We start from the raw sequence: 21946 nt of genomic DNA on the forward strand, positions 1-21946 counted from the left end.
CGGACCTTCAACGCGGCGCACGCGCATCGCCGGATGAGGAAAGCCTGCGTCCGCGGACGCAGGCACACGTCAATGCATGTGCATCCCGCCGTTGACGTCGAATTCCGCGCCGGTCGAGAAAGCGCCGGCGTCGGAGCACAGAAACGCGATGAGCTCGGCGATCTCGTCCGGGTGGCCGAGCCGACCGACCGGAATCTGCGGCAGGATCTTCGTGTCGAGCACTTCCTTCGGCACCGACTCGAGCATCGCGGTCGCCAGATAGCCGGGCGCGACCGTGTTGACCGTGATCCCGTGGCGGGCCAGCTCGAGCGCCAGCGCCTTCGTGAAGCCGTGAATGCCCGCCTTCGCGGCCGCATAGTTGGCCTGCCCGAACGCGCCGCGCGAGCCGTTCACCGAGCCGATGTTCACGATCCGCCCGAAGCCGGCCGCGATCATGCCGGGCACGAACGGCTTGGTCATGTTGAACATGCTGTCGAGATTGGTGCGCAGCACCGCATCCCACATGGTCTTGGTCATCTTCACGAACGTCGCGTCGCGCGTGATGCCCGCGTTGTTGACCAGCACGTCGACGTGCCCGAACTCCGCCAGCATGCGCGCCGCGCAGTGCTGACACGAATCGTAGTCGGCCACGTCGACCTCGAACGCATGAAACGTGCGGCCCGCCTCGCGCTCGCGTGCGATCCACGTCGCGAGTTGAGCGTCGCCGTTCATGTACGACACGGCCACGGTGATGCCGGCATCGTGCAGGCGCCGCGCGATGGCGGTGCCGAGGCCACCCGTCCCGCCGGTGACGAACGCGACTCGTTCAGCGCCCATGGCCGTTCTCCGGTGCATCGACCTTGCCCTTCAGGCGGCGTACGGCAGTCGGTGCGCCGTCGGTCGCGTCCTCGATCCCGTGCTCGAGCGCCGTCATCCATTCCGCCCACGGCATGCTCGCTTCGTTGACGGCGGCGAGCCGCTCCAGGTCAGGCAGCCAGTCGGTCTGACTGCGCGACAGCACACCCGCGCCGTATTCGCGCAGCCAGGTACGCCACACGCCGGCATGCTCGAACTGCGCACGCATCGACAGCTCGCTGGCGTCCTGCCACAGCGCGACGCTCGCGAGCGCGTAATCGCTCATCACCTGCCGGCTCGCTTCGCCGAACGCGGTCCATTCGCCGCTGCCGGCGAGCGCCTGCTGCAACCGGCGCACCGCGTCGCGGTCGCGCTCGATGCCCCGGCCCGCCAGTGCGTGCCATTCGTGCTGCCAGTCGCGGTTCAGCGCCGCCATCCGCAGCGCGAGATCGCAGCTCGCGCGGCAAACGTCAATCGGTGTCGTCAAAGCGTAGGTGCTCATCGGCTTCCCTCGTTCGGTCCGGTCAATCGGTTGGCATGCGCCCGGTGCCCGTACGTGGCCTCGGCGGCGCGACCGCCTAACTGTGCGGGCAAGCCGCGCAGCGCCCGTTGATCTGAGTCAAGCACGCGGAAAGCCCGCTCCGTAGACTGGATTGCACTGGCGGATCACCCGTCGATGGAGCGATTCCGATGAGCTACAAGAGCATAGTCGTGCACCTCGATACGAGCGTCCGTGCGCATGCGCGCCTCGAGTTCGCACTGCGCGTCGCGCGGCGCTTCGGTGCCCATCTGACGGGCCTGTTCTCGGTCTACACGGCCGAGCCGCATTCGTTCTACGTGATGGCCGGGTCCGCCGATTACTTCCGCGAGCATCGCGCGCAGCGCGACGAACGCCGCGCCGCGCTGGAGCGGCTGTTCCATGCCGAGACCGCGCGCGCGAAGGTGCACGCCGCGTGGGTCGAGGCGGACGCGCGCGCCAACGTCGCGGTGCCGCGCGCCGCGCGCGTGGCCGATCTCGTGATCGTCGGCCAGAGCGACCCGAACGATCCCGAGAGCTTCGTCGACAACCAGTTTCCGGAGAGCCTCGTGTTGTCGGCCGGCCGCCCGGTGCTGTTCGTGCCGTATGCCGGCGCCTTCACGTCGATCGGCGAGCGCGTGTTCGTCGCGTGGGACGGCAGCCGCGAAGCGGTCCGCGCCGCGCACGACGCGATCCCGTTTCTCGCTCATGCGAAGCGCACGACGGTCGCCGCGGTGGTCGACGGCAATTCGGCGGCGGCCATGCGCATTCCGGCCGCCGATGCCGCGCTGATGCTCGCGCGCCATGCCCGCGACGTGAGCGTGCTCGACATCGATGCGGGCGACGGCCGCGCGATCGGCGACACGTTGCTGTCGCGCGCGTACGAGACGGGCTCCGACCTGCTCGTGATGGGCGCGTACGGCCATCCGCGCTGGCACGAGCTGGTGATGGGCGGCGCGACGCGCACGGTGCTCGCGTCGATGACCGTGCCGGTCCTGATGTCGCACTGAGCCGGCCGATGCGCACGCTTGCGTTGCTGGTCGTCAACGCCGGTTCGTCGAGCGTGAAGTTCGCGCTCTTCGCGTATCCGCCGCACGGCGATCCCGCGCGGCGGCCGCTGCACGACGGCGAGGCTGTCGCGGCCGGCAACGGCATCGCGATCCGCTTCGACGCCGATCGGGACGGCACGCTGCCGCTCAGCGCCGGCGACCCGTACCGCGCCGTGCTGGCGCAGGTCGCGATGTGGATCCGCGTACGCTTGCCGCACGTCACGCTCGCCGCAATCGCGCATCGCGTCGTGCACGGCGGCGCGCGCTTCGCGGAGCCGGTGCTCGTCGACAACGACGTGCTGGACGCGCTGCGCACGCTGACGCCGCTCGCGCCGCTGCATCAGCCGCACAGCATCGACGCGATCGACGCGCTGCGCGATGCGTTCCCCGACGTGCCGCAAGTCGCCGTATTCGACACGGCGTTTCATCGCACGCTGCCGCGCACCGAGCAACTGCTGCCGTTGCCGCACGAATGGTTCGACCGCGGCGTGCGCCGCTACGGATTCCATGGGCTGTCGTACGAATATCTGTCCGTCGCGCTCGACGAAGCGTTCGGCGCGCAGGCGCACGGGCGCGTCATTGCGGCGCACCTCGGCAGCGGCGCGAGCCTGTGCGCGATGCGCGACTGCCGCAGCGTCGCGACGACGATGGGCTTCTCCGCGCTCGACGGGCTGATGATGAGCACGCGCTGCGGCACGCTCGACCCCGGCGTCGTGCTGCACCTGCTCGATGCCGGCCAGTTGTCCGGCGACGCGCTCGGTCAGCTGCTCTATCACGAGTCGGGGCTCAAGGGCGTGTCGGGCACGTCCGGCGATCCGCGCGTGCTGCTCGCATGCGAGGCGGCCGGCGACGCGCGGGCGCACGACGCGCTCGCGCTGTACGTCCACCGGATCGTGCGCGAGGTCGGCGCACTCACCGCGCTGCTCGGCGGGCTCGACATGCTGGTTTTCACGGCCGGCATCGGCGAACACGCGGCGGTGCTGCGCGAGCGGATCTGCGCGGCGCTCGGCTGGCTCGGCGTCGAGCTGGACACGTGCGCGAATGCGGCCCATGCGCAGGTGGTGTCGACGGCGGCGAGCGCGGTCACGGTCGTGGTCGAGCCGACCAACGAGGCGTGGGTCGCGGCGCGCGCGGCGGTGCGCGTGCTGCGCGGCAATCGCGACGGTTGATCCAGATCAGCGCGACCGGCGTGCATGCGCCGATGATGATTGCATCGATCTTCGTTCAAGGAAAACGCCATGTACTCGAACATCCTGGTTGCGCTCGACGGCAGCGACACGTCGTCCCGCGCGCTCGACGCCGCCCTGGATCTCGCGGCGCAAATGGGTGCGCGGCTGACGCCGGTCTACGTCGTCGATTTCCTGGTGCCCGCGTACGACACCTACGGCTACGATCCGTCGATCCTGGTCGACGCGTTCCGTGAAGAAGGACTGCGCGTCACCGACGACGCAGCCCGGCGCATGAAGGCGCGCAACGTGGCCGGCACGCCGCAGATCTCGAACGTCGCGCCCGAGGGCGACGACATCCCGCAGCGGATCGTGACGGTCGCCGGCGAGATCGGCGCCGATCTGATCGTGCTCGGCACGCACGGCCGGCGCGGCTTTCGCCGGCTCGTGCTGGGCAGCGTCGCCGAGCGCGTGCTGCGCCACGCGAAAACCCCGGTTCTGATGATTCCGGCCGGTTGCATGTCGAACCACCCGGCCGAAACCGCCACCGCATCGACCGAAAAGGAGCCGTCATGAGCTACAAGACCCTGCTCGTCCATCTCGACGATAGCGCGCGCTGCGCGACGCGCGTCGACCTCGCGCTCGAACTCGCGGGACGCTGGAACGCGCATCTGATTGGGCTCTACGTCGTCTGCCAGGATCTGTTCGAGCCGCTGCGGCGGCCCGACGAGCCGCTGAAGCTGGCCGTCTACGAGCGCCTGTGCGAGGAGCGCCGCAAGGAAGCCGAGCAGCGCTTTCTGACGGCCGCCGAACGCGCCGGGCGCAGCGTCGAATGGCAGGCGCCGACCGGCAACGCGACGGAAGCCGCGATCCTGCATGCGCGCCACGCCGATCTGCTGGTCCTCGGCCAGGTCGATCCGGACGATCGTCTGACCTATGTCGCGCGTAATTTCGTCGAGGATGTGGTGATGGGCAGCGGGCGCCCCGCGATCGTCGTGCCTTACGCGGGCGACGTGCGCACGCTCGGCGAGAACGTGCTGATCGGCTGGGACGGCGGGCGCGAAGCCGCGCGCGCCGTGGCCGACGCCGTGCCGCTGCTCGCCCGCGCGCGCTTCGTCAACGTCGAGACCGTCAGCCACGGGCAGCCCGCTACCGACGAGACGCCCGCCGGCGTGGACGTCGCCGCCTATCTCGAACGGCACGGCGTGCGCGCGTCGTTCTCGACGACGCCGCGCGAACCGTCGGTCGGCGTCGGCGCGACGCTGCTGAACCGCGCGACCGATCTGCATGCGGATCTGCTCGTGATGGGCCTGTACAGCCATACGCGCATGCACGAGCGCGTGCTCGGCGGCGCGACGCGCACGATCCTCGAGACGATGACGGTGCCGGTTCTGCTGTCGCACTGAGCGGGTCTACCGGGCGGCCGTCTGCTGGCCGCCCGTCTTTCTTTTAACGGCGCATCGCCGTCACAGCATGCCGGCGCCCGCGCCCGGCCCTTCCCGGACGACCAGCACCGGCCGGTCCGCCTCGCGCAGCAGCGCTTCCGCGACGCTGCCGAGCACCGCGCGGCGCACGCCGCGGCGGCCGTGCGTGCCCATCACGATCAGATCCGCATCGCATTCGGCGGCCGCGCGCGCCAACACGTCCGAGACGTCCTGGCCGTTCGCTTCGACCGTTTGCGCGATGCCGCGCACGCCGGACAGCTGAAACGCCGTTTCGGCGTCCGCGACCGCGATCGCGGCCTTGTCCGCATCCAGCCCGGCCGGGTCGCGCTGCTCGACATAGCCGCTGTCGACGTCGGTCAGCCGCGGCGCATCCGACACCACGCACATCGCGATGACGAGGCCGCCCGACTCGCGCGCGAGCGAAATCGCCTCGTCGAGCGCGAGCCGCGAGCCGCGGCTGCCGTCGAGCGCCGCGAAAATTCTTCGATACATGGTGCCTCCCTGCCGTCATGCGGATTCGATGGATTCGTGAAGCCAGTCTGATCGCGGCCGGCGGCGCGCGATTGACGCCGGTCAAGCAGATACGGCGGCGCCCGTATCCGTCGGTCCCGATTGGCGAACGTCACCGTGACGCGCATAATTCCGACGACATCGCAGTTCCGGACGGTGGCGCGTATCGTGCCACGCGCCGCCAGCCCGCCGACGACCCGCTCCGTCAGGATGAACGGCAATGACAGTGAATCCCCGCGCCTTCAGGGCCGGACCGGTTACGCCCGGTGCCCGGCCCGCCCGACGTGCCGCGACGGCCGCGCCGCGGACGCTCGCAGCGCGCCATCTTCCAAGCACGTGCCGCCTCGGCGCTGCCGTATCGGGAGGCGGCACGCGTGCTTCCGTGTTACCGCCTGTCGGGCCGCGATCCGGGGCCGCATCACGCCGCCGGTTCGTGAGTCTTGCTTCGGATGAACGGCGCGAAATTGTCCACATCGGCACTTCGCAGCCGGGCGATGCACCCGACGCCCGGTCAATGCGGCGGCTGCCGCGCACGGCGCGAACGCGGCCGGCGGCGCCGGCCGCAAACGATATCCGGCAGGAGGACGCGCCGACATGATCACGGTACTCATCGCCGACGACCACGCCCTCGTCAGGGACGGCCTGCGGCACATCCTGAAGAACGCCAGCGACTTCGAGGTGGTCGGCGAAGCGCGGGACAGCGCGTCGACGATCGCGCTGGTGCGGGACCGCGACGCGGACGTGCTCGTGCTCGACCTGTCGATGCCCGGCCGCAACGGCGTCGAACTCATCAAGCAGATCAAGGACGAGAAGCCGGCGCTGCATATCCTGGTGCTGACGATGCACGCGGAGCAGCAATACGCGGTGCGCGCGTTCCGCGCGGGCGCGGCCGGCTACATGACGAAGGAAAGCGCGAGCGCCGAACTGGTCGCGGCGCTGACCAAGATCGCGGCCGGCGGCGTCTACGTGAGCCTGACGATGGCCGAGCAGTTCGCGCAGAGCCTGAACGAGCCGACCGATCTGCTGCCGCACCAGCGCCTGTCGGACCGCGAATTCGACGTGTTCCGGCGCGTGACGACCGGCGAGTCGATTTCCGAAATCGCGCACGCGCTCAACGTCAGCGTGAAGACGGTCAGCACCTACAAGATGCGGATCCTCGAGAAGATGCAGATGGCGAACGACACGGCGCTCGTGCGCTATGCGATGCGCCACAAGCTGTTCGACGACCCCGACGAACTCTGACGGGCGGCGCCGGCCGCCCGCGCCGGCGCGCGCCTTCCGCGACGGCGCGGCTCCCGACGCCGCGGCGGCGACCCGCGCGGCAACGCGCCGCGCGCGTGTAGGAAACGCCCTACAAGGCTTCCATCTCGCCTACCGCAACTTCAATTCCGGCTGATTTCCTTGACGTCGCGCAACATCCATACTCCATTTCAACAAAAACACCGAACGTGCCTCGCGGAGCATGGGCGGCATCGAGGAGACCGGCGTAGCGGTCTCCCGGCGCGCCGGACGCGTCAGCGGGGCGTCCCCACAGGAAGGCGGCAGAAACCAAGGCCGCCGGTACAACGGTCAGCGCGAGTCCGCCCGATGGCGGGCCGACGCTGCCCCCAACTGGAGCCGATCATGCAAACCATTGCGAATGTTGCGACGAACCTGCCGTCCCGCCCGTTCATCCCGCTGCACCGCGTCGAGCCTGCCGACCAGCCGAAGCGCGCCACGTCCCGCTGCTCGTCGTGCGCATTGCGCACCGTATGCATGCCGGCCGACCTGTCGACCGAAGAATTCGCACGCATCGACGCGATGATCTGCACGACGCGCAACGTCAAGCGCGGCGAGACGCTGTTCCGCGCCGGCGACGCGTTCAACAGCATCTATGCGGTGAGAACCGGGTCGTTCAAGACGATCGTCATGCATCGCGACGGCGACGAGCAGATCACCGGCTTCCAGATCGTCGGCGAATCGCTGGGGCTCGACGGCCTCCACGCGGGGCAGCACAACGGCGACGCGATCGCGCTCGAAGACAGCACGGTCTGCATCATCCCGTTCGGCCAGCTCGAGCAGATGTGCCGCGAAGTCCGGCCGATGCAGCACCACCTGTACCAGATGATGAGCGGCGAAATCGTGCGCGAATCGTCGCAGATGCTGCTGCTCGGCACGATGAGCGCCGAACAGCGCGTGGCCGCGTTCCTGCTGAACCTGTCGGCCCGCTTCAAGGCGCGCGGCTACTCGGCCGCCGAATTCGTGCTGCGGATGACGCGCGACGAGATCGGCGAATATCTCGGGATGAAGCTCGAGACCGTCAGCCGCATGCTGTCGAAGTTCCAGCACAAGGGGCTCGTCGCCGCGCAAGGCAAGCAGATCCGGATCGTCGATTCGGAAGGCCTCGGGCAAATCTGAGCGCGCGGCACCAAGCGGATCCACGAGGATCCCAACGGCGCCGAACCACTCGGAGCGGACCGAAACGGCGCGCGCGGCGCCGTTCAACCAATCGGCCCACTCAGCCCATTCGGCCCATTCGGCCACTCAACCGCTCACCCGCCCATCCCGAGCACGGCCGCGCCCGACACGCGGCCGGCGCGCAGATCGTCGAGCGCGCGGTTCGCATCGGTCAATGCATAGCGCACGGCCTCGACGCGCAGCGGCATCGCGTCGGCGAGCCGCATGAATTCCACCGCATCCGCACGCGTGAGGTTCGCCACCGACGCGATCCGGCGCTCGCCCCACAGCCACGCGTACGGAAAGCTGGGGATGTCGCTCATGTGAATGCCGCCGCACACGACGATCCCGCCCTTGTCGAGCGCGCGCAGTGCGGCCGGCACCAGCGCGCCGACCGGCGCGAAGATCAGCGCGGCATCGAGCGGCTCGGGCGGCATTTCGTCGCTGCCGCCGGCCCACACCGCGCCGAGCGACAGCGCGAGCTGCTGCGCTGCGGCATCGCCGGGGCGCGTCAACGCGAACACCTTGCGTCCTTCGAAAAACGCGACCTGCGCGACCAGATGGGCGGCCGCCCCGAAGCCGTAGATGCCGATGCGCTGCGCGTTGCCGGCCATGCGCAGCGTGCGGTAGCCGATCAGCCCGGCGCAGAGCAGCGGCGCGGCTTCGAGGTCGGAATAGCGCCGCGGCAGATGCACGCAATAGCGATGGTCGGCCACGGTGCGTTCCGCATAGCCGCCGTCGATCGTATAGCCGGTGAAGCCGGGGCTGTCGCACAGGTTTTCGCGGCCGGACGCGCAATACACGCAGTGTCCGCACGTCGCGCCGAGCCAGGGCACGCCCACGCGATCGCCGACGGCGAAGCCCGTGACGCCCGCGCCCAGCGCGCGCACCGTGCCGACGATCTCGTGCCCGGGAATCAGCGGCCGCTTCGGATGCGCGAGCTCGCCGTCGACCACATGCAGATCGGTCCGGCATACGCCGCACGCGTGGACGTCGATCAGCAACTGGCCGGCTGCGGGCACCGGGTCGGGCACGCGCGCCTCGCGCAGCGTGGGCGTCGTGCCGTCGAACATCATCGCAAGCATGCTTTTCTCCTTCGCGCGAATCGCTTTCGCGCGCTTCGTGTTGCAACGCTAATCGCAGCGCAGCCGGTCTGCACGGCGTGGTGACGCGCGCTTGACGTGGGTCAACGGGCACCCGGCCGTTCCTGACACGATGAAGTGGCGTGACGCCGCCCGAGCGACGCGTTGGAGATGACCGAATGATATCCGTTCCCCCCCTTGCCGCGAGCGCCCATCCCGAAGACCAGCTGAAGGCGCTGCTGGCCTATGCAGTGCTGGCCCCGTCGAGCCACAACTCGCAGCCGTGGCGCTTCGTCGTCAACGGCGCGACGATCTCGGTGTGCGCCGATCGCATGCGTGCGTTGCCGGTGGTCGATCCGTTCGACCGCGAGCTGATCATCAGTTGCGGCGCGGCGCTGCTCAATCTGCGCGTCGCGCTCGACCACGCCGGCCTCGCGCACACGATCACGACGTTTCCGTCGGAAGTCGATCCCGATCTGCTGGCGCTCGTGCGCGTCTGCGACGACGGCTATTCGGACGCCGCGCTCGGCGCGCTGTTCGATGCGATCCCCGAGCGCGTGACGACGCGTGCACCGTTCGAATCGAGCGCAGTGCCCGACGATCTGCAGCAAGCGCTGATCACGGCCGGCGTCGCGGAAGGCGCCGAGGTCGCGTGCATCGATGCGCTCGCGAATCGCGCCCGAGTGGCCGAGCTGGTCGCCGAAGCCGACCGTCAGCAGTTCGCCGATCCGCGCTTTCGCCGCGAGCTGGCGAGCTGGATCGATCCGCGCCGGCATACCGACGGGATGCCGGCCTTCGCCGCGGGCGTACCGACCTTGCTCGACTTCGCCGCGCCGGTCGTCACGATGGCGGTGCGGACCTTCGATATCGGCAACGGCCTCGCCGCGCTGCATCACCAGCTCGTCGACGCGTCTCCGTTGATCGTCTGCATCGCGACCGCGCGCGACGACCGCGACGCGTGGCTCGCTGCGGGACAGGCGCTCGAGCGGATTCTGCTGGTCGCGACGCGCGCCGGCTACACGGCGTCGTACCTGAACCAGCCGATCGAGACGCCCGCTTTGCGCGCGCACCTGTGCCACATGCTCGGGCTGCACGGCGAGCCGCAGTTGCTGCTGCGCGTCGGGCGCGGCCCGCAGGCGCCGCGTTCACCGCGCCGCCCGCTCGACGAAGTGATCTCCTGATTCCTGCAAGGACAACCAGATGAAACTCCTGCGTAGCGCAGCGTTGTGCGTGTTCGCCGCGACGGCCGGCCTGGCCGCCGCGCAGACGGCCGTGCCCGAGCCGACCGAGCTGGTCGAAGCGCAGCACTGCATGTTCTGCCACACGGGCGACATGGCGTTCCTCGGGCCATCGTTCCATGCGATCGCCGAGCGCTACCGCGACGATCCGCACGCCGCCGCCGAACTCGAACGCAAGCTGCGCGTCGGCGGCCGCGCGCATTGGGGCGACACGCCGATGCCGTCGGCGATCGATCGCGGCGGCCCGTTGTCCGCGGACGACGCGCATCGGCTCGTGCAATGGGTGCTGAGCCAGTGACCTTCGCATTGCCCTTCCGCTCATGTCGACCGTAGTCAAACCCCCGCTCAAACGCGGGTCCGCCGCTGCCGTGCAGAGCAAGACCGCGCGCCGCACGCCGCGCGACCGGCCTGCCGCGAAGGCGCGCGGCAAACGCGCATGCCGGCGCCCCGGCGCGCTGGTCGGCCACGACGATCGGCTCGGCATCGCGCGCCAGGTCCGGCGCATCACGAAGCGCGCGGCGCGTACGCCCGTGGACGAAGACGCGACGCTGCTGCAAGGCGCCGGCATGCGCGGCATCAGGCTGCAATTCGACTACTGGAAGGCCGAGGAGCGGCTGCAGATGGAGCGCATCGGCCATGCGGTCGTGATCTACGGCAGCACGCGCATCGTCGCGCCGTCGGTCGCGAACGCGCGGCTCGACGAGGCCAACCGGCTGCTCGCGGCGCACCCGCACGACACCATCCGGCGCCGCGCGGTGACGGCCGCCAGCCGGCTCGTCGAACACAGCGCGTACTACCGCGTCGCCCGCGAGTTCGGACGCATCGTCGCCCATGCGGACCGGTGCGCGCGCAGCGCGCGGCTCGCGGTCGTCACCGGCGGCGGCCCCGGCATCATGGAAGCCGCCAATCGCGGTGCCTACGAGCGCGGCGCGCCGAGCATCGGCTTCAATATCGAGCTGCCGCGCGAGCAGCGGCCGAATCCGTACATCACGCCGTCGCTCTGCTTCAGCTTCCACTATTTCGCGATCCGCAAGCTGCACCTGCTCGAACGTGCGAAGGCCGCGGTGTTCTTCCCGGGCGGCTACGGCACGTTCGACGAGCTGTTCGAGGTGCTCACGCTGCTGCAGACGCGCAAGATCGCGCCGCTGCCGGTGATTCTCGTCGGCGAGGCGTACTGGCGTCGCGCGGTCGATTTGCCGTTCCTCGCCGACGAAGGCATGATCGATCGCCGCGATCTCGAGCTGTTCACCTACTGCGAGACTGCGCCCGAGATCTGGCATGCGATCGGCAACTGGTACGCGCAGCGCAGGCCGACACGCGCGGTGCGGCGCAGGGCTGCGCCGAAGCCGCGGGCCGTGTAGGAATCGGCCGACGCGCCGGGCACGATTCCTACCGCGACTTCGGGGCGCGCTGATTGAATCGCGCACGCGCGGCGCCGATACTGAATTCAAGGATACCGGCCGCCCGGCACCCCGCTCGCACGGCAACCAGGAGAGACGCCATGTCATACGCCGACTATCGTTCCGATTCTGCGATGCAGGCCGACACGCGCGCGGCTGCGCTCGACACGGCCGCGCTCGTCGCGCTCGCGCGCGACGCCGGCATGCTCGTGACGCTCGACGGACAGATCGGGCGCGAGCGCTACGAAAGCGTGACGGGTTCGATCGCGACGCTGGCGCGCTTCGCGCAGGCGCTGCGGCAGTCGGTGCTCGAGGCGACGTGATGCCGCGCTTCACGCTGCCGCGCCGCGGCCTCCACGACCCGCGCGATGGCGCCGCGCGCCACGTGCGTGCGCGCACGCGTCGACCTACGCGCGGAAGCTGGCGTCGGCTCCGCTGCGCGGTGCGGGCCGCGTCGCGCTGATGCGACTGCCCGTCGGAGCACGTATCCCATTGCACGCCCATCCCTGCCCGTCGAACCCGCGATGAACCGGCCTTGGTCCGCGCGCGTCGCGCGCATGCTCCCCGGCATCGCACTGCTCACCAACTACCAGCGTGCGTGGCTGTCGCGCGACCTGTACGCGGGCCTCGCGCTGTCGGCCGTGCTGCTGCCGGTCGGCATGAGCTACGCGCAGGCGGCCGGCCTGCCCGCCATCACCGGGCTCTACGCGTCGATCGCCGCGCTGCTCGCGTATGCATTGTTCGGCCCGAGCCGCATCCTCGTGCTGGGGCCGGATTCCGCGCTGGCCGCGCTGATCGCCAGCGCGATCACGCCGCTCGCCGCTCACGATCCGCAGCGCGCGATCGCGCTGGCCGGCGCGCTGGCGCTGTCGGCTGGGACGATCTGCATCCTGCTCGGTGCGCTCGGTCTCGGCTTCGTCACCGATCTGCTGTCGCGCCCGATCCAGTACGGCTACCTGAACGGCATCGCCGTCGCGCTCGCGATCGGCCGCTTGCCGGAGCTGCTCGGCATGCAAACGTCGGGCGGCGACGTGTTCGCCGGCGTGCAGCACATCGCGCCTGCGCTCGTCGACGGCCGGTTTTCCGTCGCCGCGGGCGTGCTCGGCGCAGGTGTGCTGGCAGCCATTTTCCTGATGAAGCGCGCGCTGCCGCGCTGGCCCGGCGTGCTGCTCGCCGTGATCGGCGCGACGATCGCGACGAGGCTGTGGCCGCTGCCCGGCGTCGCGACGATCGGCGCGCTGCCGGGCGGCATTCCCGCGCCGCGCCTTCCGGCCGTGTCGCTCGCCGACCTCGGCGCACTGGCGTCCGGCGCGTTCGCCGTCGCGCTGGTGTCGTTTGCCGACATCAGCATGCTGTCGCGTGCGCTGTCCGCCCGCGCGGGCGACACGCCGGACCGCAACCAGGAGCTGATCGCGCTCGGCGCGGCCAACCTGCTGGCCGGCGTGACGCAGGGCTGCGCGGTCAGCAGCAGCGCGTCGCGCACGCCGGTCGCGATCGCCGCGGGCGCGCAAAGCCAGTTGACGAACGTCGTCGCGGCGGCGTGCATCGCGATCCTGCTGCTCGCCGCGCCGACGCTGCTCGCGTACGTGCCGCGCACCGCGCTGGCCGCCGTCGTGATCTACGCGGCATGCGGGATCGCCGACTTCCGCAGCGTCGTGCGGCTGTACCGGATGCGTCGCGGCGAATGTCTGATCTCGGTGCTGTGCTTTGCCGGCGTGATCGCGATCGGCGTCGTACCGGGCATTCTGCTCGCGAGCGGGCTGTCGCTGCTGTCGTTCGTGTGGCGCGCGTGGCACCCGTACGATGCGGTGCTCGGGCGACTGACCGGTGTGCGCGGCTATCACGACGTCGGCCGGCATCCCGACGCGGCGCAGACGCCGGGGCTCGTGCTGTTCCGCTGGGATGCGCCGCTGTTCTACGCGAACGTCGAGATCTTCTGCGAACACCTGCACGCCGCGATCGCGCGCTCGGCGAGCCCGGTCACGCGCATCGTGGTGGCCGCCGAGCCGGTTACCGACATCGACGTGAGCGCCGCCGACCGCCTCGTCGCGCTGCACGCCGAACTGGCGGAGCAACGCATCGAACTCGATTTCGCGGAGATGAAGGGGCCGGTGAAGGATCGGCTGCGCGCTTACGGGCTGTTCGACGTGTTCGGCACCGCGAGCTTCTTTCCGACCGTCACCGATGCGGTTGCCCGGCACGTTCAGCGAACAGAGGGGCATGCGCGCGCGTGCAAGAAGAAACGCGCGATGCGCAAGCGGGCGGCGCGGAAGGCGCGTTAGGGGTGCTGGAGGTGTCGGCTGCGTCGAGCATGATGTACGTAACGCAAGACTCGATCGCTCGGTCAGCGGGAGATCGGGTCCGGGATTGCCTGGTCGTCACTTCGTCACGGGCCGCGATCGACCCGGCGCCGCCGTTCGACTCGAGCGCAAGCGATCACTCGAAGGCTGCTAAAAACCGGATCGCGCGATGCCTGATTCTGCCTCGGACAGGGAACGCCACTCCAGCGATGGCAATGCCCGCGCATGATCCATGCATACTTTCCAGACCCGCACATGCGATACGATGCGCACTCGCCGCCGCAGCGGTGCCATCGAGTCGATTCGTTTTCGTATGACTTTCATTCGTCGAGTGCCGTCTCGTTTATCCTGCTGCGTCCTTCTCTTGTCACCTACCCCGATCTCATGCTCACCCCGCTCGCTCTGATAGGTATCGTGATCCTGTCTTGCCTGATGAGCGTCGCCGTCCTTGGTTCGCTGCTCCGGACTGCGGTGCCGGGCATAGGCCGCTGGTGCGTGGCTCACGCGCTGCTTACCGCTGCATCGTCGTGGGTGTTCATCGCAGGCGCTCAGCCAGGACAGATCGTGACCCTCGGCGCTGCGCTCATCACGCTTGTGGCGGTGCTGCTGCTCGTGCAGGGGATGCGTCAGTTTTTCGGTAAGGATCCGGCGTGGCACATAGAGTCGGCGGCGTTCGCCATCGTCTGCGTTGCGTTGGTGTACTTCACGTGCGTGTCGCCGAACATCGACGCGAAGGTCGCGCTCACATCGAGCCTCCTCGCCTATGCACGGATCGCCGTGGGTACGTTGGCGCTGCGTCACGCGCCGCGTGATGGAGCGCGCTACCCCTATCGCTTCGTCGCCGCCGCCGCTTATCTGGGTGCGTTGTTCCACGTCACGCGAGCCGTCGCGGCCGCCTTCGGCATGCCGCACATGGCCTTTCCGCAACCGTCGCCCTGGAATGTCCTGTTTCTCGGGCTTGCGATCGTCACGTTGCCGTGCATGTCGACCGGCATGGTGATGCTCGCGCACGATCGGCTCGTCCGAAAGATGGAACAGTTCGCGAGTATCGACGAACTGACGGGCGTACTCATGCGGCGTGCGTTCATGGCGAGGGCGAGCGTCCTGCTTCGCGAAGCGCCGGAAAAGGGCAAACCGCTGTCGATCGCCATTCTGGACATCGACAAGTTCAAGGCCGTCAACGACGGCTTTGGCCATGCGGTCGGCGACCGAATCCTCAGACATGTCACGTCGGTTGTGTCCGCGCGCCTGCGGTCGTGCGACCTTTTCGGGCGTCTGGGTGGAGAGGAGTTCGCGATCGTGTTCGTGGACGCGGGCATGACCGACGCAGCGGCGTTGACGAACGAACTGCGGCTTGCGGTCGAACGATCGCCAAACGAAGGCGTGCGCTGCACGTTCAGCGCGGGGGTCGAATGCGTCACGCCCGGCGATACGCTGGCGGGCGCCCTGGCGCGGGCCGACGCGGCGCTTTACATGGCGAAGGCGACAGGGCGCAATCGAGTCGTGACGGCGTCCGAGGTCGACGAGCGCGACCTCGAAACCCATTGAACTACTGGCACGTCAAAGCCGATCCACCTCGGTGTGATCGCGGCGGTGCACTGACGAGCCCGATTGGCTTCGTATGGCCCAAGAGTGAAGGCCAGCGGCGGTCACTCGGGCTTGTTCCCGCTCGCTTTCGCCGCACCGCTTCATAGCGCTCGCGCCACCGACTCGATGAGCGCTCTCAACCATTGCTGCGCCGGATTGCCTTCGCTACGCCGATGCCACATCACGTGAAAGACGATATCCGGCAGCGGCATAGGCGGCGGAAACAACACCAGCTTGCCGCCTGCGGGCGAATTGAGCGCGACCCGTTTCAGGACCGTCGCGGTCATCGCCGTGCGCGCGACGACCGCCGGCACGGCGAACATCTGCGGTAGCGTCAGCGCGAGCGTGCGCTGCATGCCCTGTTGCGCCAGCGCCTCGTCCACCAGCCCGTGCCGTTGCCCTTCCGGCGACACCAGCGCATGCGGCAGCGACAGATAAGACTTCATGCTCATTCCGCGCCGCGCCGCCGGATGATGACTCGCGACGATCGTCACGAACTCGTCGCGCAGGATCGGACGAGTGAGGATTCGGCCAACCGGCTGCGTAGGCGGTACGCCGATGGCCGCATCGATCTCGCCTGCATCGAGCATGTCCACCGCATCGTCGCGGTCGTTGAACGCATGCACGTTGATCGCGATGCCGGGCGCCTGCTCGCCGAGCGCTTCCAGCAGCGCGGGCAGAAGCACGAACGCCGGGTAGTCCGACAACCCCAGGTTGAACGCGAGCGCCGCCTTGCCCGGCACGAACTCCGGCTGCTTCACCAGGGTCGCTTCGATCTGCCGTAGCGCCTGCGAAATGGGCTCGGCCAGTTCGCGCGCGCGCGGCGTGGGCAGCAGGCCATCCGCGCTGCGCAGAAACAGCGGATCGCCGAGCAGGATACGCAGCCGGGACAGTGCCGCGCTCATCGCCGGCTGACTCACGCCGACCAGTGCCGCCGCCCGGGTGACGTTGCGCTCGCTCATCAAGACGTCGAAGGCGGCCAGCAGATTCAGATCGATGCCATGAAAATCCATAAATCAAATAATCATTTATATCCGCTATTTGTTGGATGGATTCTACCGGCGGCGCACACTCTCGTCACCTCCAACCGCAACGTCACGACGACGCCACCACGAGAGCACAACCATGACCGCCATCGACTCCCAACTCTCCGAGCGCCTGCGCATCGAACGCGTGGCCGTGGAAACGCTGTACCGCGCATTCAGCGACAACGACCCCGACCTTGTCGACACGGTGCTCGCCCCTGACTGGGAAGATATTCCGCTTGCGCCGGGCCAGGGTCCTGGGCCGGCCGGCATCAAGCCGATCATTGGCAGTTTTGCGCAGGCCTTCCCCGACGTGCGCATCGTCATTCACGACATGGTCCAGGTGCCGGGGCAGATCGCGGTGCGCGCGGAAATTACCGGCACGCATCGCGGCGAACTGTTCGGAATCGCCCCGACCGGCAAGCAGGTCAGCTTCCGCCTGCACGAATTCCACGCGCTGGATGGTCAGCGCGTAGCCACCACGTGGCACATGGAGGACTGGTTCGGCCTGTTCCTTCAACTCGGCCAGTTTCCGACGCAAGCCTGAGCTGCCTCATTCCGAAATCTCGAACCTCTGAAACCTGGACGGGACCCGTGAGCATCGCCCTCAAGCAAACCATGAAAGCAGCAGTCGTCACTACCTTCGGCCATCCCGATGTCGTCAGCATCGGCGAGACCGCACTGCGGGACATGCGGCCCGATGAGGCCATCGTCCGCATCGAAGCGGCGGCCGCAAATCCGCTCGACCTGAAGATCGTCGCAGGCTACATGCAGCAGGTTTTCCCCGTCGCCCTTCCCTACACGCCGGGCACCGATTTCAGCGGCGTGGTCGAGGCGATCGGCGAGCATGTCACGCATCTGCAGCCGGGTGACCGCATATTCGGCCGCAGCGCGCCGAGTGCGGGCGGCGCATTCGCGCAGCAGCTGGTGATCGCGGCCGCCGAGCTGTGCGCGATTCCTGCCGGAATGAGTTTTGAGCAGGCGGCGTCGCTGCCGACCACATTCGGCACAGCGCGTCAGGCGCTGTTCGATTCAGGGCGCCTGCAACGGGGACAGCGCGTGCTGATCCATGCGGCAGCCGGTGGCATCGGCAGCATGGCCGTGCAGCAGGCGCACCTGGCGGGCGCGTATGTGATTGCCACGGCATCGGCAGGCAATATCGAACTGGTGAAGAGCCTCGGCGCGGACGAAGTGATCGACTACCGCACGCAGGACTTTGCACAGATGCGCAATATCGATCTGGTGCTCGACCCGATCGGCGGCGAGACGCTGGAGAAGTCGTGGGCGGTGTTGCGCGAGGGCGGCCGCATCGCGACGCTGGTGGAGTTCGGCATCGCGTCGCGAAACGGGCGTATCGGTGAGGCGGTGTTCTTCGGAAGCGCGACGCCTTCGCTTCCCGAAGCGGTCAGGCAGTTCCGGGCGGGGCAGTTGCAGATCGTCATCGATTCGATCTTCCCGCTGGAAGACACGCGCGCCGCGCTCGAGAAGCTCGCGACGGGTCATACGCGCGGCAAGGTGCTTATCCGCACGCGCATCTGATCGAGGAGCCGGACGATGACATACGAAACGAATCAGGTGGTGCTGGTAACGGGCGCAGGCTCCGGCATCGGACGGGCGATCGCGCTCTCGCTTGCACGCGGAGGACATAGGGTCTATGCGAGCATGCGCGATCCGCAAGAGAAAGATCGCGAACGCAGCGACGCGCTGCAGCAGCTCGCACGACGGGAATCGCTCGCGCTCGACGTGCTCGAACTGGACGTGCTGTCGGAGACGGCCTGCCGTGCCGCCGTCGATTTCATCCTCGCGCAGCAGGGACGCATCGACGTGGTCGTGAACAACGCCGGCATGTTGATGGTGGGCCTGACGGAAGCATTCTCGGTGGAACAGGCCGCGCAGATCATCGATACCAACGCGCTGTCGTGGCTGCGAGTGAATCGCGCGGCGCTGCCCGCGATGCGTCGGCAAGGCCGCGGTCTGTTGATGTACGTGGGCAGCACCACGTCGCGCCTGCACGAGCCGTTCCTCGGGCCGTATACCGCGAGCAAGGCGGCGGGCGATGCTCTCGCCGAGATCATGGCGATGGAAGTGCGGCCGTCGGGCATCGACAGCGTGATCCTCGTCCCCGGCGCCTTTACTTCAGGCACCGAACATTTCTCCGATGCGGGTTCGCCTGCGTATTCCACCATCGAGCGGCAATACGGCCCGCTGGCACAGCGAATCGCGGGTCTCGGCGAGAAGCTCGCTTCCATCGATGCGGGGAACGGCGGCGCGCTCGATGTATCGGCGGTCGGTACGGCGGCGCTCGATGTATTGGCGATGCCGCACGGCCAGCGGCCATTGCGCGTAACCGTCGATGGCCAGCGCAAGGGTACCGAAGCAATCGATGCGGTTCATCACGAGAAGCAGGTCGCGTTTTTGCGCAGGATGGGCCTGGAAGACCTGATCTTGCCGCCGCCCGTCGCAACACGCGAGGAGATGAAAGCATGAGGACGCAACCCGATCGCGCCGCTATCGTGACGGGCGCATCTCGCGGCATCGGCAAGGAGATCGCGCTGCGGCTCGCCGACGACGGCTTCGCCGTCGCGGCAGGTTATGCCGGCAACCGTGCTCAGGCCGACGCGACAGTCGCGGCAATCAAGGCGCGCGGCGGCACGGCCATTGCAGTACAGGGCGACGTGTCCGACGCGGACGATGTCGCGCGCCTGTTCTCGGCGGCGCAACAGGCCTTCGGCCGACTCGATGCAGTCGTCAGCAATGCCGGCGTAATGAGCATGGCGAAGATCGAGACCGGCAACGCGGCAGCGTTCGATCGCATGATGTCCATCAACGTGCGTGGCACCTTTCTGGTACTCGCCAAAGCCGCCGAGGTGTTGGGCGATGGTGGGCGCATCGTAGCCTTGTCCACCAGCGCAATCGCCAAGGCGTCGCCGGGCTATGGGCCGTATATCGCCTCGAAGGCGGCCGTCGAAGGCCTGGTCCACGTGCTCGCCAACGAACTACGCGGACGCAACATCACGGTCAATGCGATCGCGCCTGGCCCCGTCGCAACCGAACTGTTTTTCGACGGCAAAACCGAAGAACAGGTGGCGATGCTCGCGAAAATGGCGCCGCTGGAACGACTTGGACAACCGGTAGATATCGCCAATGCGGTCTCGTTCCTCGTGGGTCGGGACGGAGCGTGGATCAATTCGCAAATCGTGCGGGTTAATGGTGGATTTGCGTGACCGAAGGTCGTACGCATGGCATGTATGGTGTCGCCGTCGGGACCGCTGCGTGCATACGTCGTGCGGCGGGCGTCTCATGGGTCGCATGGGATCTGGGAAGTGTGACTCGATCGGGCTCTCCCGAGATTTGACCTAAGCGGCACCAGGGAGCCGGTCGGTTGATTCGGCCAAGGGGTGGGGCTTTACGGCATTGAATGGCCGATGATCATGCGCACGCTCCAGTGAGTGGATCCATCTGCCGGCTTCGTATGCAGGGTCATGTGAATCAGTTGAGCCAGCTGCTCGTCGTCTACCGTGCGCGGTTTGCCGGGACGAACTTCGTCATAAAGTCCGTTGATTCGCTGCTCCAGAAACCGCAGACGCCACTTGCCCACCGTGGCGCGCGTGAGTTGCAGGCGTTGTGCGATTGCGCTGTTCGGTTCGCCGTCAGCCGCGTGCGCCCGCGCGACCAGCAGCCGAAATCGAACGAGAACGTGCTATCGACATCAACTGCGAGCGTTCGTCTTCGCTCAGTACCAGTTCCGCTTTCGGTCGCCCCATGGGCATGCCGATGTCTCCCGTTCCGTTGACGCCAACGTCCTACGCGAACATAGATCGGCTAACAACGGAACAGGACACTAGATGCACCTCGCCAAACATCCACGGTCAAGGAACAGTGTAGTTGCTGCAATCCGGCAATGGATGCTCTGGCATATAGATGCTCTGGTCGGCCTTGAAATGGAAGATGCGCTTATAGGTACACTGTTGGTCCACGGCGGTGACGAGATCCCGCTTGCGCAGCGGCGGCCCAGCTAGAGAATCCTTATTGCGCGAAACTTTGCCGGGAAAACTTGTGGCTCGCGTTTGGTAGATCAGGCGCGGAAAACCAGATTTGACGGACTGATCTAGTCCGAGCGTTGCGGTGAATTGGTAATCGTCATGGCACGCACCAAGCCGGCGGCGCGCGTCTTGGTCGGTAAAACAGGCGCGAATCAACAACGATCCTGCAATGGGGACGGACAACACTTCATGCTCATGGAGCGTAGACCTTTCCCCGCCTACTTCAAACAATCGCAATTCCGACGCATCACCGCCACCGCCTGAGTACGCAGTGGAGACGTTCACCATCACGCCTACCAGAATGACGCCATTGTCATCGACGAGTCGCAACACGTGAGGCCATAGTGTGACGTTTATGTTTTGAGGAGCGTCCGGTATACCAGACAACGTTAAGCGATAGGTGGAGGGGTTTGCCCCCCAACTGTCGATCTGTATTAGTGGCGGAGAGTCGGCATCTTCATGCACGACTTGAACACAGAGGCGTTTGTCGACAGTGCATCTCTTTCCTTCGGCGGCAGTTGACCGCCCCCGACTTTCCTCTATCAATGCTTCCAGGCGATTACCTGCCTGATCCACATACACTGTGGACTGAGCGCCCACCAGTGCAGCCAATCGCTCGTTGTAGCGCGCACTCAGACACGAAGTATCTGCACCACATGCATCCCGAAACTTTAGCCATTTCAATTGGGATGCCTGTATGGCGGCCGGGGCAATGGCAACGTCCGACGCATCGTTCCAGGCGACTGAAAGCTTGCTATCCAGTTTTGATAACTTGTCGTTGGCGCAAATCGTTTTCTCGGTGATGGAAGTTGCTTTGGTGCAATCAAAGCTGGCCGCATGACCCGACGGCGAAACTAGAAGGAACGCACCAGCACTCAACAACGACAGCAGTTGGTTCAATCGAAGACTCATGCTGAAATCAAAAAATAACCAAAACTCAATCATAGATTGTCGACAATCGACGGGCCGGTCCACCACTCGGCGGTCTCAAGAATCAAGTGCAACGTTTAGCCAACCCGGTGGCAGCCAATTCCATCGCCATGGCCTCTTCGGGGGTTTTCCAGTTGAGGGTTTGACGAGGGCGTCCGTTCATCAGCTTGGCAATATCGTTCAACTGCATCTGGGTCACGCCTGACAGGTCCATTCCTTTGGGTAGAAACTGGCGCAGCAGGCCGTTGGTATTTTCGTTGCTGCCTCGTTGCCAAGGCGCGTAGGGATCCGCGAACCAGATATCCAGATTCAATCGTTCAGCCAGTTCGACATGACAGGTCATTTCCGATCCGCGATCGTAGGTCAGGCTTTCCCGCAGAAAGG

At 67.2% G+C, this 21946-nt stretch carries 23 protein-coding genes and 1 pseudogene; 16 read left to right on the plus strand and 8 right to left on the minus strand.

The window, feature by feature from the left end; translation table 11 throughout:
• Positions 1–69 precede the first annotated feature (69 nt).
• Together phbB and EX20_RS14175 are read right to left on the minus strand one after the other, a co-directional pair.
• Positions 70–816, minus strand: coding sequence for an acetoacetyl-CoA reductase (gene phbB / locus EX20_RS14170; RefSeq protein ID WP_014726023.1), 747 nt, complete (start codon positions 814–816; stop codon positions 70–72).
• On the minus strand, positions 806–1336 hold the full coding sequence (locus EX20_RS14175) for a hypothetical protein (RefSeq protein ID WP_011880389.1): 531 nt from the start codon (positions 1334–1336) through the stop codon (positions 806–808). Before EX20_RS14175 ends, phbB begins: the two co-directional genes overlap by 11 nt.
• A 188-nt stretch (positions 1337–1524) precedes the next feature.
• Here EX20_RS14175 and EX20_RS14180 point away from each other — a divergent pair, with 188 nt between their 5' ends.
• From EX20_RS14180 to EX20_RS14195, 4 genes are all read left to right on the plus strand, one after another.
• On the plus strand, positions 1525–2361 hold the full coding sequence (locus EX20_RS14180; RefSeq protein WP_034193943.1) for a universal stress protein: 837 nt from the start codon (positions 1525–1527) through the stop codon (positions 2359–2361).
• 8 nt (positions 2362–2369) lie between these two features.
• On the plus strand, positions 2370–3569 hold the full coding sequence (locus EX20_RS14185; RefSeq protein ID WP_034193944.1) for an acetate/propionate family kinase: 1200 nt from the start codon (positions 2370–2372) through the stop codon (positions 3567–3569).
• Positions 3570–3638: 69 nt separating this feature from the next.
• Positions 3639–4142 carry a universal stress protein gene (locus EX20_RS14190; RefSeq protein WP_034193945.1) on the plus strand — a complete coding sequence of 168 codons (504 nt, stop codon included), beginning with the start codon at positions 3639–3641 and terminating at the stop codon, positions 4140–4142.
• The gene (locus tag EX20_RS14195; RefSeq protein ID WP_014726026.1) at positions 4139–4972 is read left to right on the plus strand and encodes a universal stress protein; all 834 of its coding nucleotides are present in this window, start codon (positions 4139–4141) and stop codon (positions 4970–4972) included. Before EX20_RS14190 ends, EX20_RS14195 begins: the two co-directional genes overlap by 4 nt.
• 60 nt (positions 4973–5032) lie before the next feature.
• Here EX20_RS14195 and EX20_RS14200 read toward each other — a convergent pair whose 3' ends face one another.
• Positions 5033–5503, minus strand: a complete 471-nt coding sequence (locus EX20_RS14200) for a universal stress protein (protein WP_014726027.1) — start codon at positions 5501–5503, stop codon at positions 5033–5035.
• A 612-nt stretch (positions 5504–6115) separates the two neighbouring features.
• Here EX20_RS14200 and EX20_RS14205 point away from each other — a divergent pair.
• Positions 6116–6763: a response regulator gene (locus tag EX20_RS14205; protein ID WP_014726029.1), complete on the plus strand. Its 648-nt coding sequence runs from the start codon at positions 6116–6118 to the stop codon at positions 6761–6763.
• 381 nt (positions 6764–7144) lie between these two features.
• Positions 7145–7918 (plus strand): fumarate/nitrate reduction transcriptional regulator Fnr, encoded by a 774-nt coding sequence (gene fnr, locus EX20_RS14210; RefSeq protein WP_014726030.1) that lies wholly within the window; start codon positions 7145–7147, stop codon positions 7916–7918.
• Between the two features lie 134 nt (positions 7919–8052).
• On the opposite strand, the gene EX20_RS14215 is transcribed toward fnr, so the two are convergent.
• Positions 8053–9042, minus strand: coding sequence for a zinc-dependent alcohol dehydrogenase family protein (locus EX20_RS14215; protein ID WP_034193946.1), 990 nt, complete (start codon positions 9040–9042; stop codon positions 8053–8055).
• Between the two features lie 176 nt (positions 9043–9218).
• Between EX20_RS14215 and EX20_RS14220 the strand changes: the two genes are divergently transcribed.
• The 6 genes from EX20_RS14220 (at position 9219) to EX20_RS14245 (ending at position 15525) form a co-directional block, all read left to right on the plus strand.
• Complete coding sequence (locus tag EX20_RS14220) at positions 9219–10220, plus strand: Acg family FMN-binding oxidoreductase (RefSeq protein WP_014726032.1); 1002 nt, start codon at positions 9219–9221, stop codon at positions 10218–10220.
• Positions 10221–10239: 19 nt separating this feature from the next.
• A complete protein-coding gene (locus tag EX20_RS14225) occupies positions 10240–10575 on the plus strand; it encodes a c-type cytochrome (RefSeq protein WP_014726033.1) in 336 nt (111 codons plus the stop codon).
• Between the two features lie 22 nt (positions 10576–10597).
• Positions 10598–11638 (plus strand): LOG family protein, encoded by a 1041-nt coding sequence (locus tag EX20_RS14230; RefSeq protein ID WP_139164702.1) that lies wholly within the window; start codon positions 10598–10600, stop codon positions 11636–11638.
• 140 nt (positions 11639–11778) lie between these two features.
• Positions 11779–12000: a hypothetical protein gene (locus EX20_RS14235; RefSeq protein WP_011880401.1), complete on the plus strand. Its 222-nt coding sequence runs from the start codon at positions 11779–11781 to the stop codon at positions 11998–12000.
• Between the two features lie 201 nt (positions 12001–12201).
• Positions 12202–13959, plus strand: coding sequence for a SulP family inorganic anion transporter (locus tag EX20_RS14240; RefSeq protein WP_034193947.1), 1758 nt, complete (start codon positions 12202–12204; stop codon positions 13957–13959).
• A gap of 402 nt (positions 13960–14361) precedes the next feature.
• A complete protein-coding gene (locus tag EX20_RS14245) occupies positions 14362–15525 on the plus strand; it encodes a GGDEF domain-containing protein (protein ID WP_034193948.1) in 1164 nt (387 codons plus the stop codon).
• A gap of 140 nt (positions 15526–15665) precedes the next feature.
• On the opposite strand, the gene EX20_RS14250 is transcribed toward EX20_RS14245, so the two are convergent.
• A complete protein-coding gene (locus EX20_RS14250) occupies positions 15666–16577 on the minus strand; it encodes a LysR family transcriptional regulator (protein ID WP_034193949.1) in 912 nt (303 codons plus the stop codon).
• Between the two features lie 112 nt (positions 16578–16689).
• On the opposite strand from EX20_RS14250, the gene EX20_RS14255 reads away from it, so the two are divergent.
• From EX20_RS14255 to EX20_RS14270, 4 genes are read left to right on the plus strand one after another with little or no spacing between them, the layout of a single operon-like run.
• Positions 16690–17136: an ester cyclase gene (locus tag EX20_RS14255; protein WP_034193950.1), complete on the plus strand. Its 447-nt coding sequence runs from the start codon at positions 16690–16692 to the stop codon at positions 17134–17136.
• A gap of 47 nt (positions 17137–17183) precedes the next feature.
• Positions 17184–18128 (plus strand): NADP-dependent oxidoreductase, encoded by a 945-nt coding sequence (locus EX20_RS14260; RefSeq protein ID WP_081350649.1) that lies wholly within the window; start codon positions 17184–17186, stop codon positions 18126–18128.
• A gap of 36 nt (positions 18129–18164) precedes the next feature.
• Positions 18165–19076, plus strand: a complete 912-nt coding sequence (locus EX20_RS14265) for an SDR family NAD(P)-dependent oxidoreductase (RefSeq protein WP_231572258.1) — start codon at positions 18165–18167, stop codon at positions 19074–19076.
• Positions 19073–19813, plus strand: coding sequence for an SDR family oxidoreductase (locus EX20_RS14270; protein ID WP_034193952.1), 741 nt, complete (start codon positions 19073–19075; stop codon positions 19811–19813). Before EX20_RS14265 ends, EX20_RS14270 begins: the two co-directional genes overlap by 4 nt.
• A 203-nt stretch (positions 19814–20016) precedes the next feature.
• On the opposite strand, the pseudogene EX20_RS30725 reads toward EX20_RS14270, so the two are convergent.
• The 3 genes and pseudogenes from EX20_RS30725 to EX20_RS14280 all read right to left on the minus strand — a co-directional run.
• A pseudogene (locus EX20_RS30725) lies at positions 20017–20359 on the minus strand (helix-turn-helix domain-containing protein); the annotation flags it as partial.
• 99 nt (positions 20360–20458) lie between these two features.
• Positions 20459–21577 carry a lysozyme inhibitor LprI family protein gene (locus EX20_RS31975; protein ID WP_139164701.1) on the minus strand — a complete coding sequence of 373 codons (1119 nt, stop codon included), beginning with the start codon at positions 21575–21577 and terminating at the stop codon, positions 20459–20461.
• A gap of 49 nt (positions 21578–21626) precedes the next feature.
• Positions 21627–21946, minus strand: a 320-nt coding sequence (locus EX20_RS14280; protein ID WP_034193963.1) for an IS30 family transposase, incomplete at its 5' end; no start/stop codon positions are given.

Origin of the sequence: Burkholderia sp. WP42 (genome assembly GCF_000745665.1) — a bacterium.
GTDB lineage: Bacteria > Pseudomonadota > Gammaproteobacteria > Burkholderiales > Burkholderiaceae > Burkholderia > Burkholderia vietnamiensis.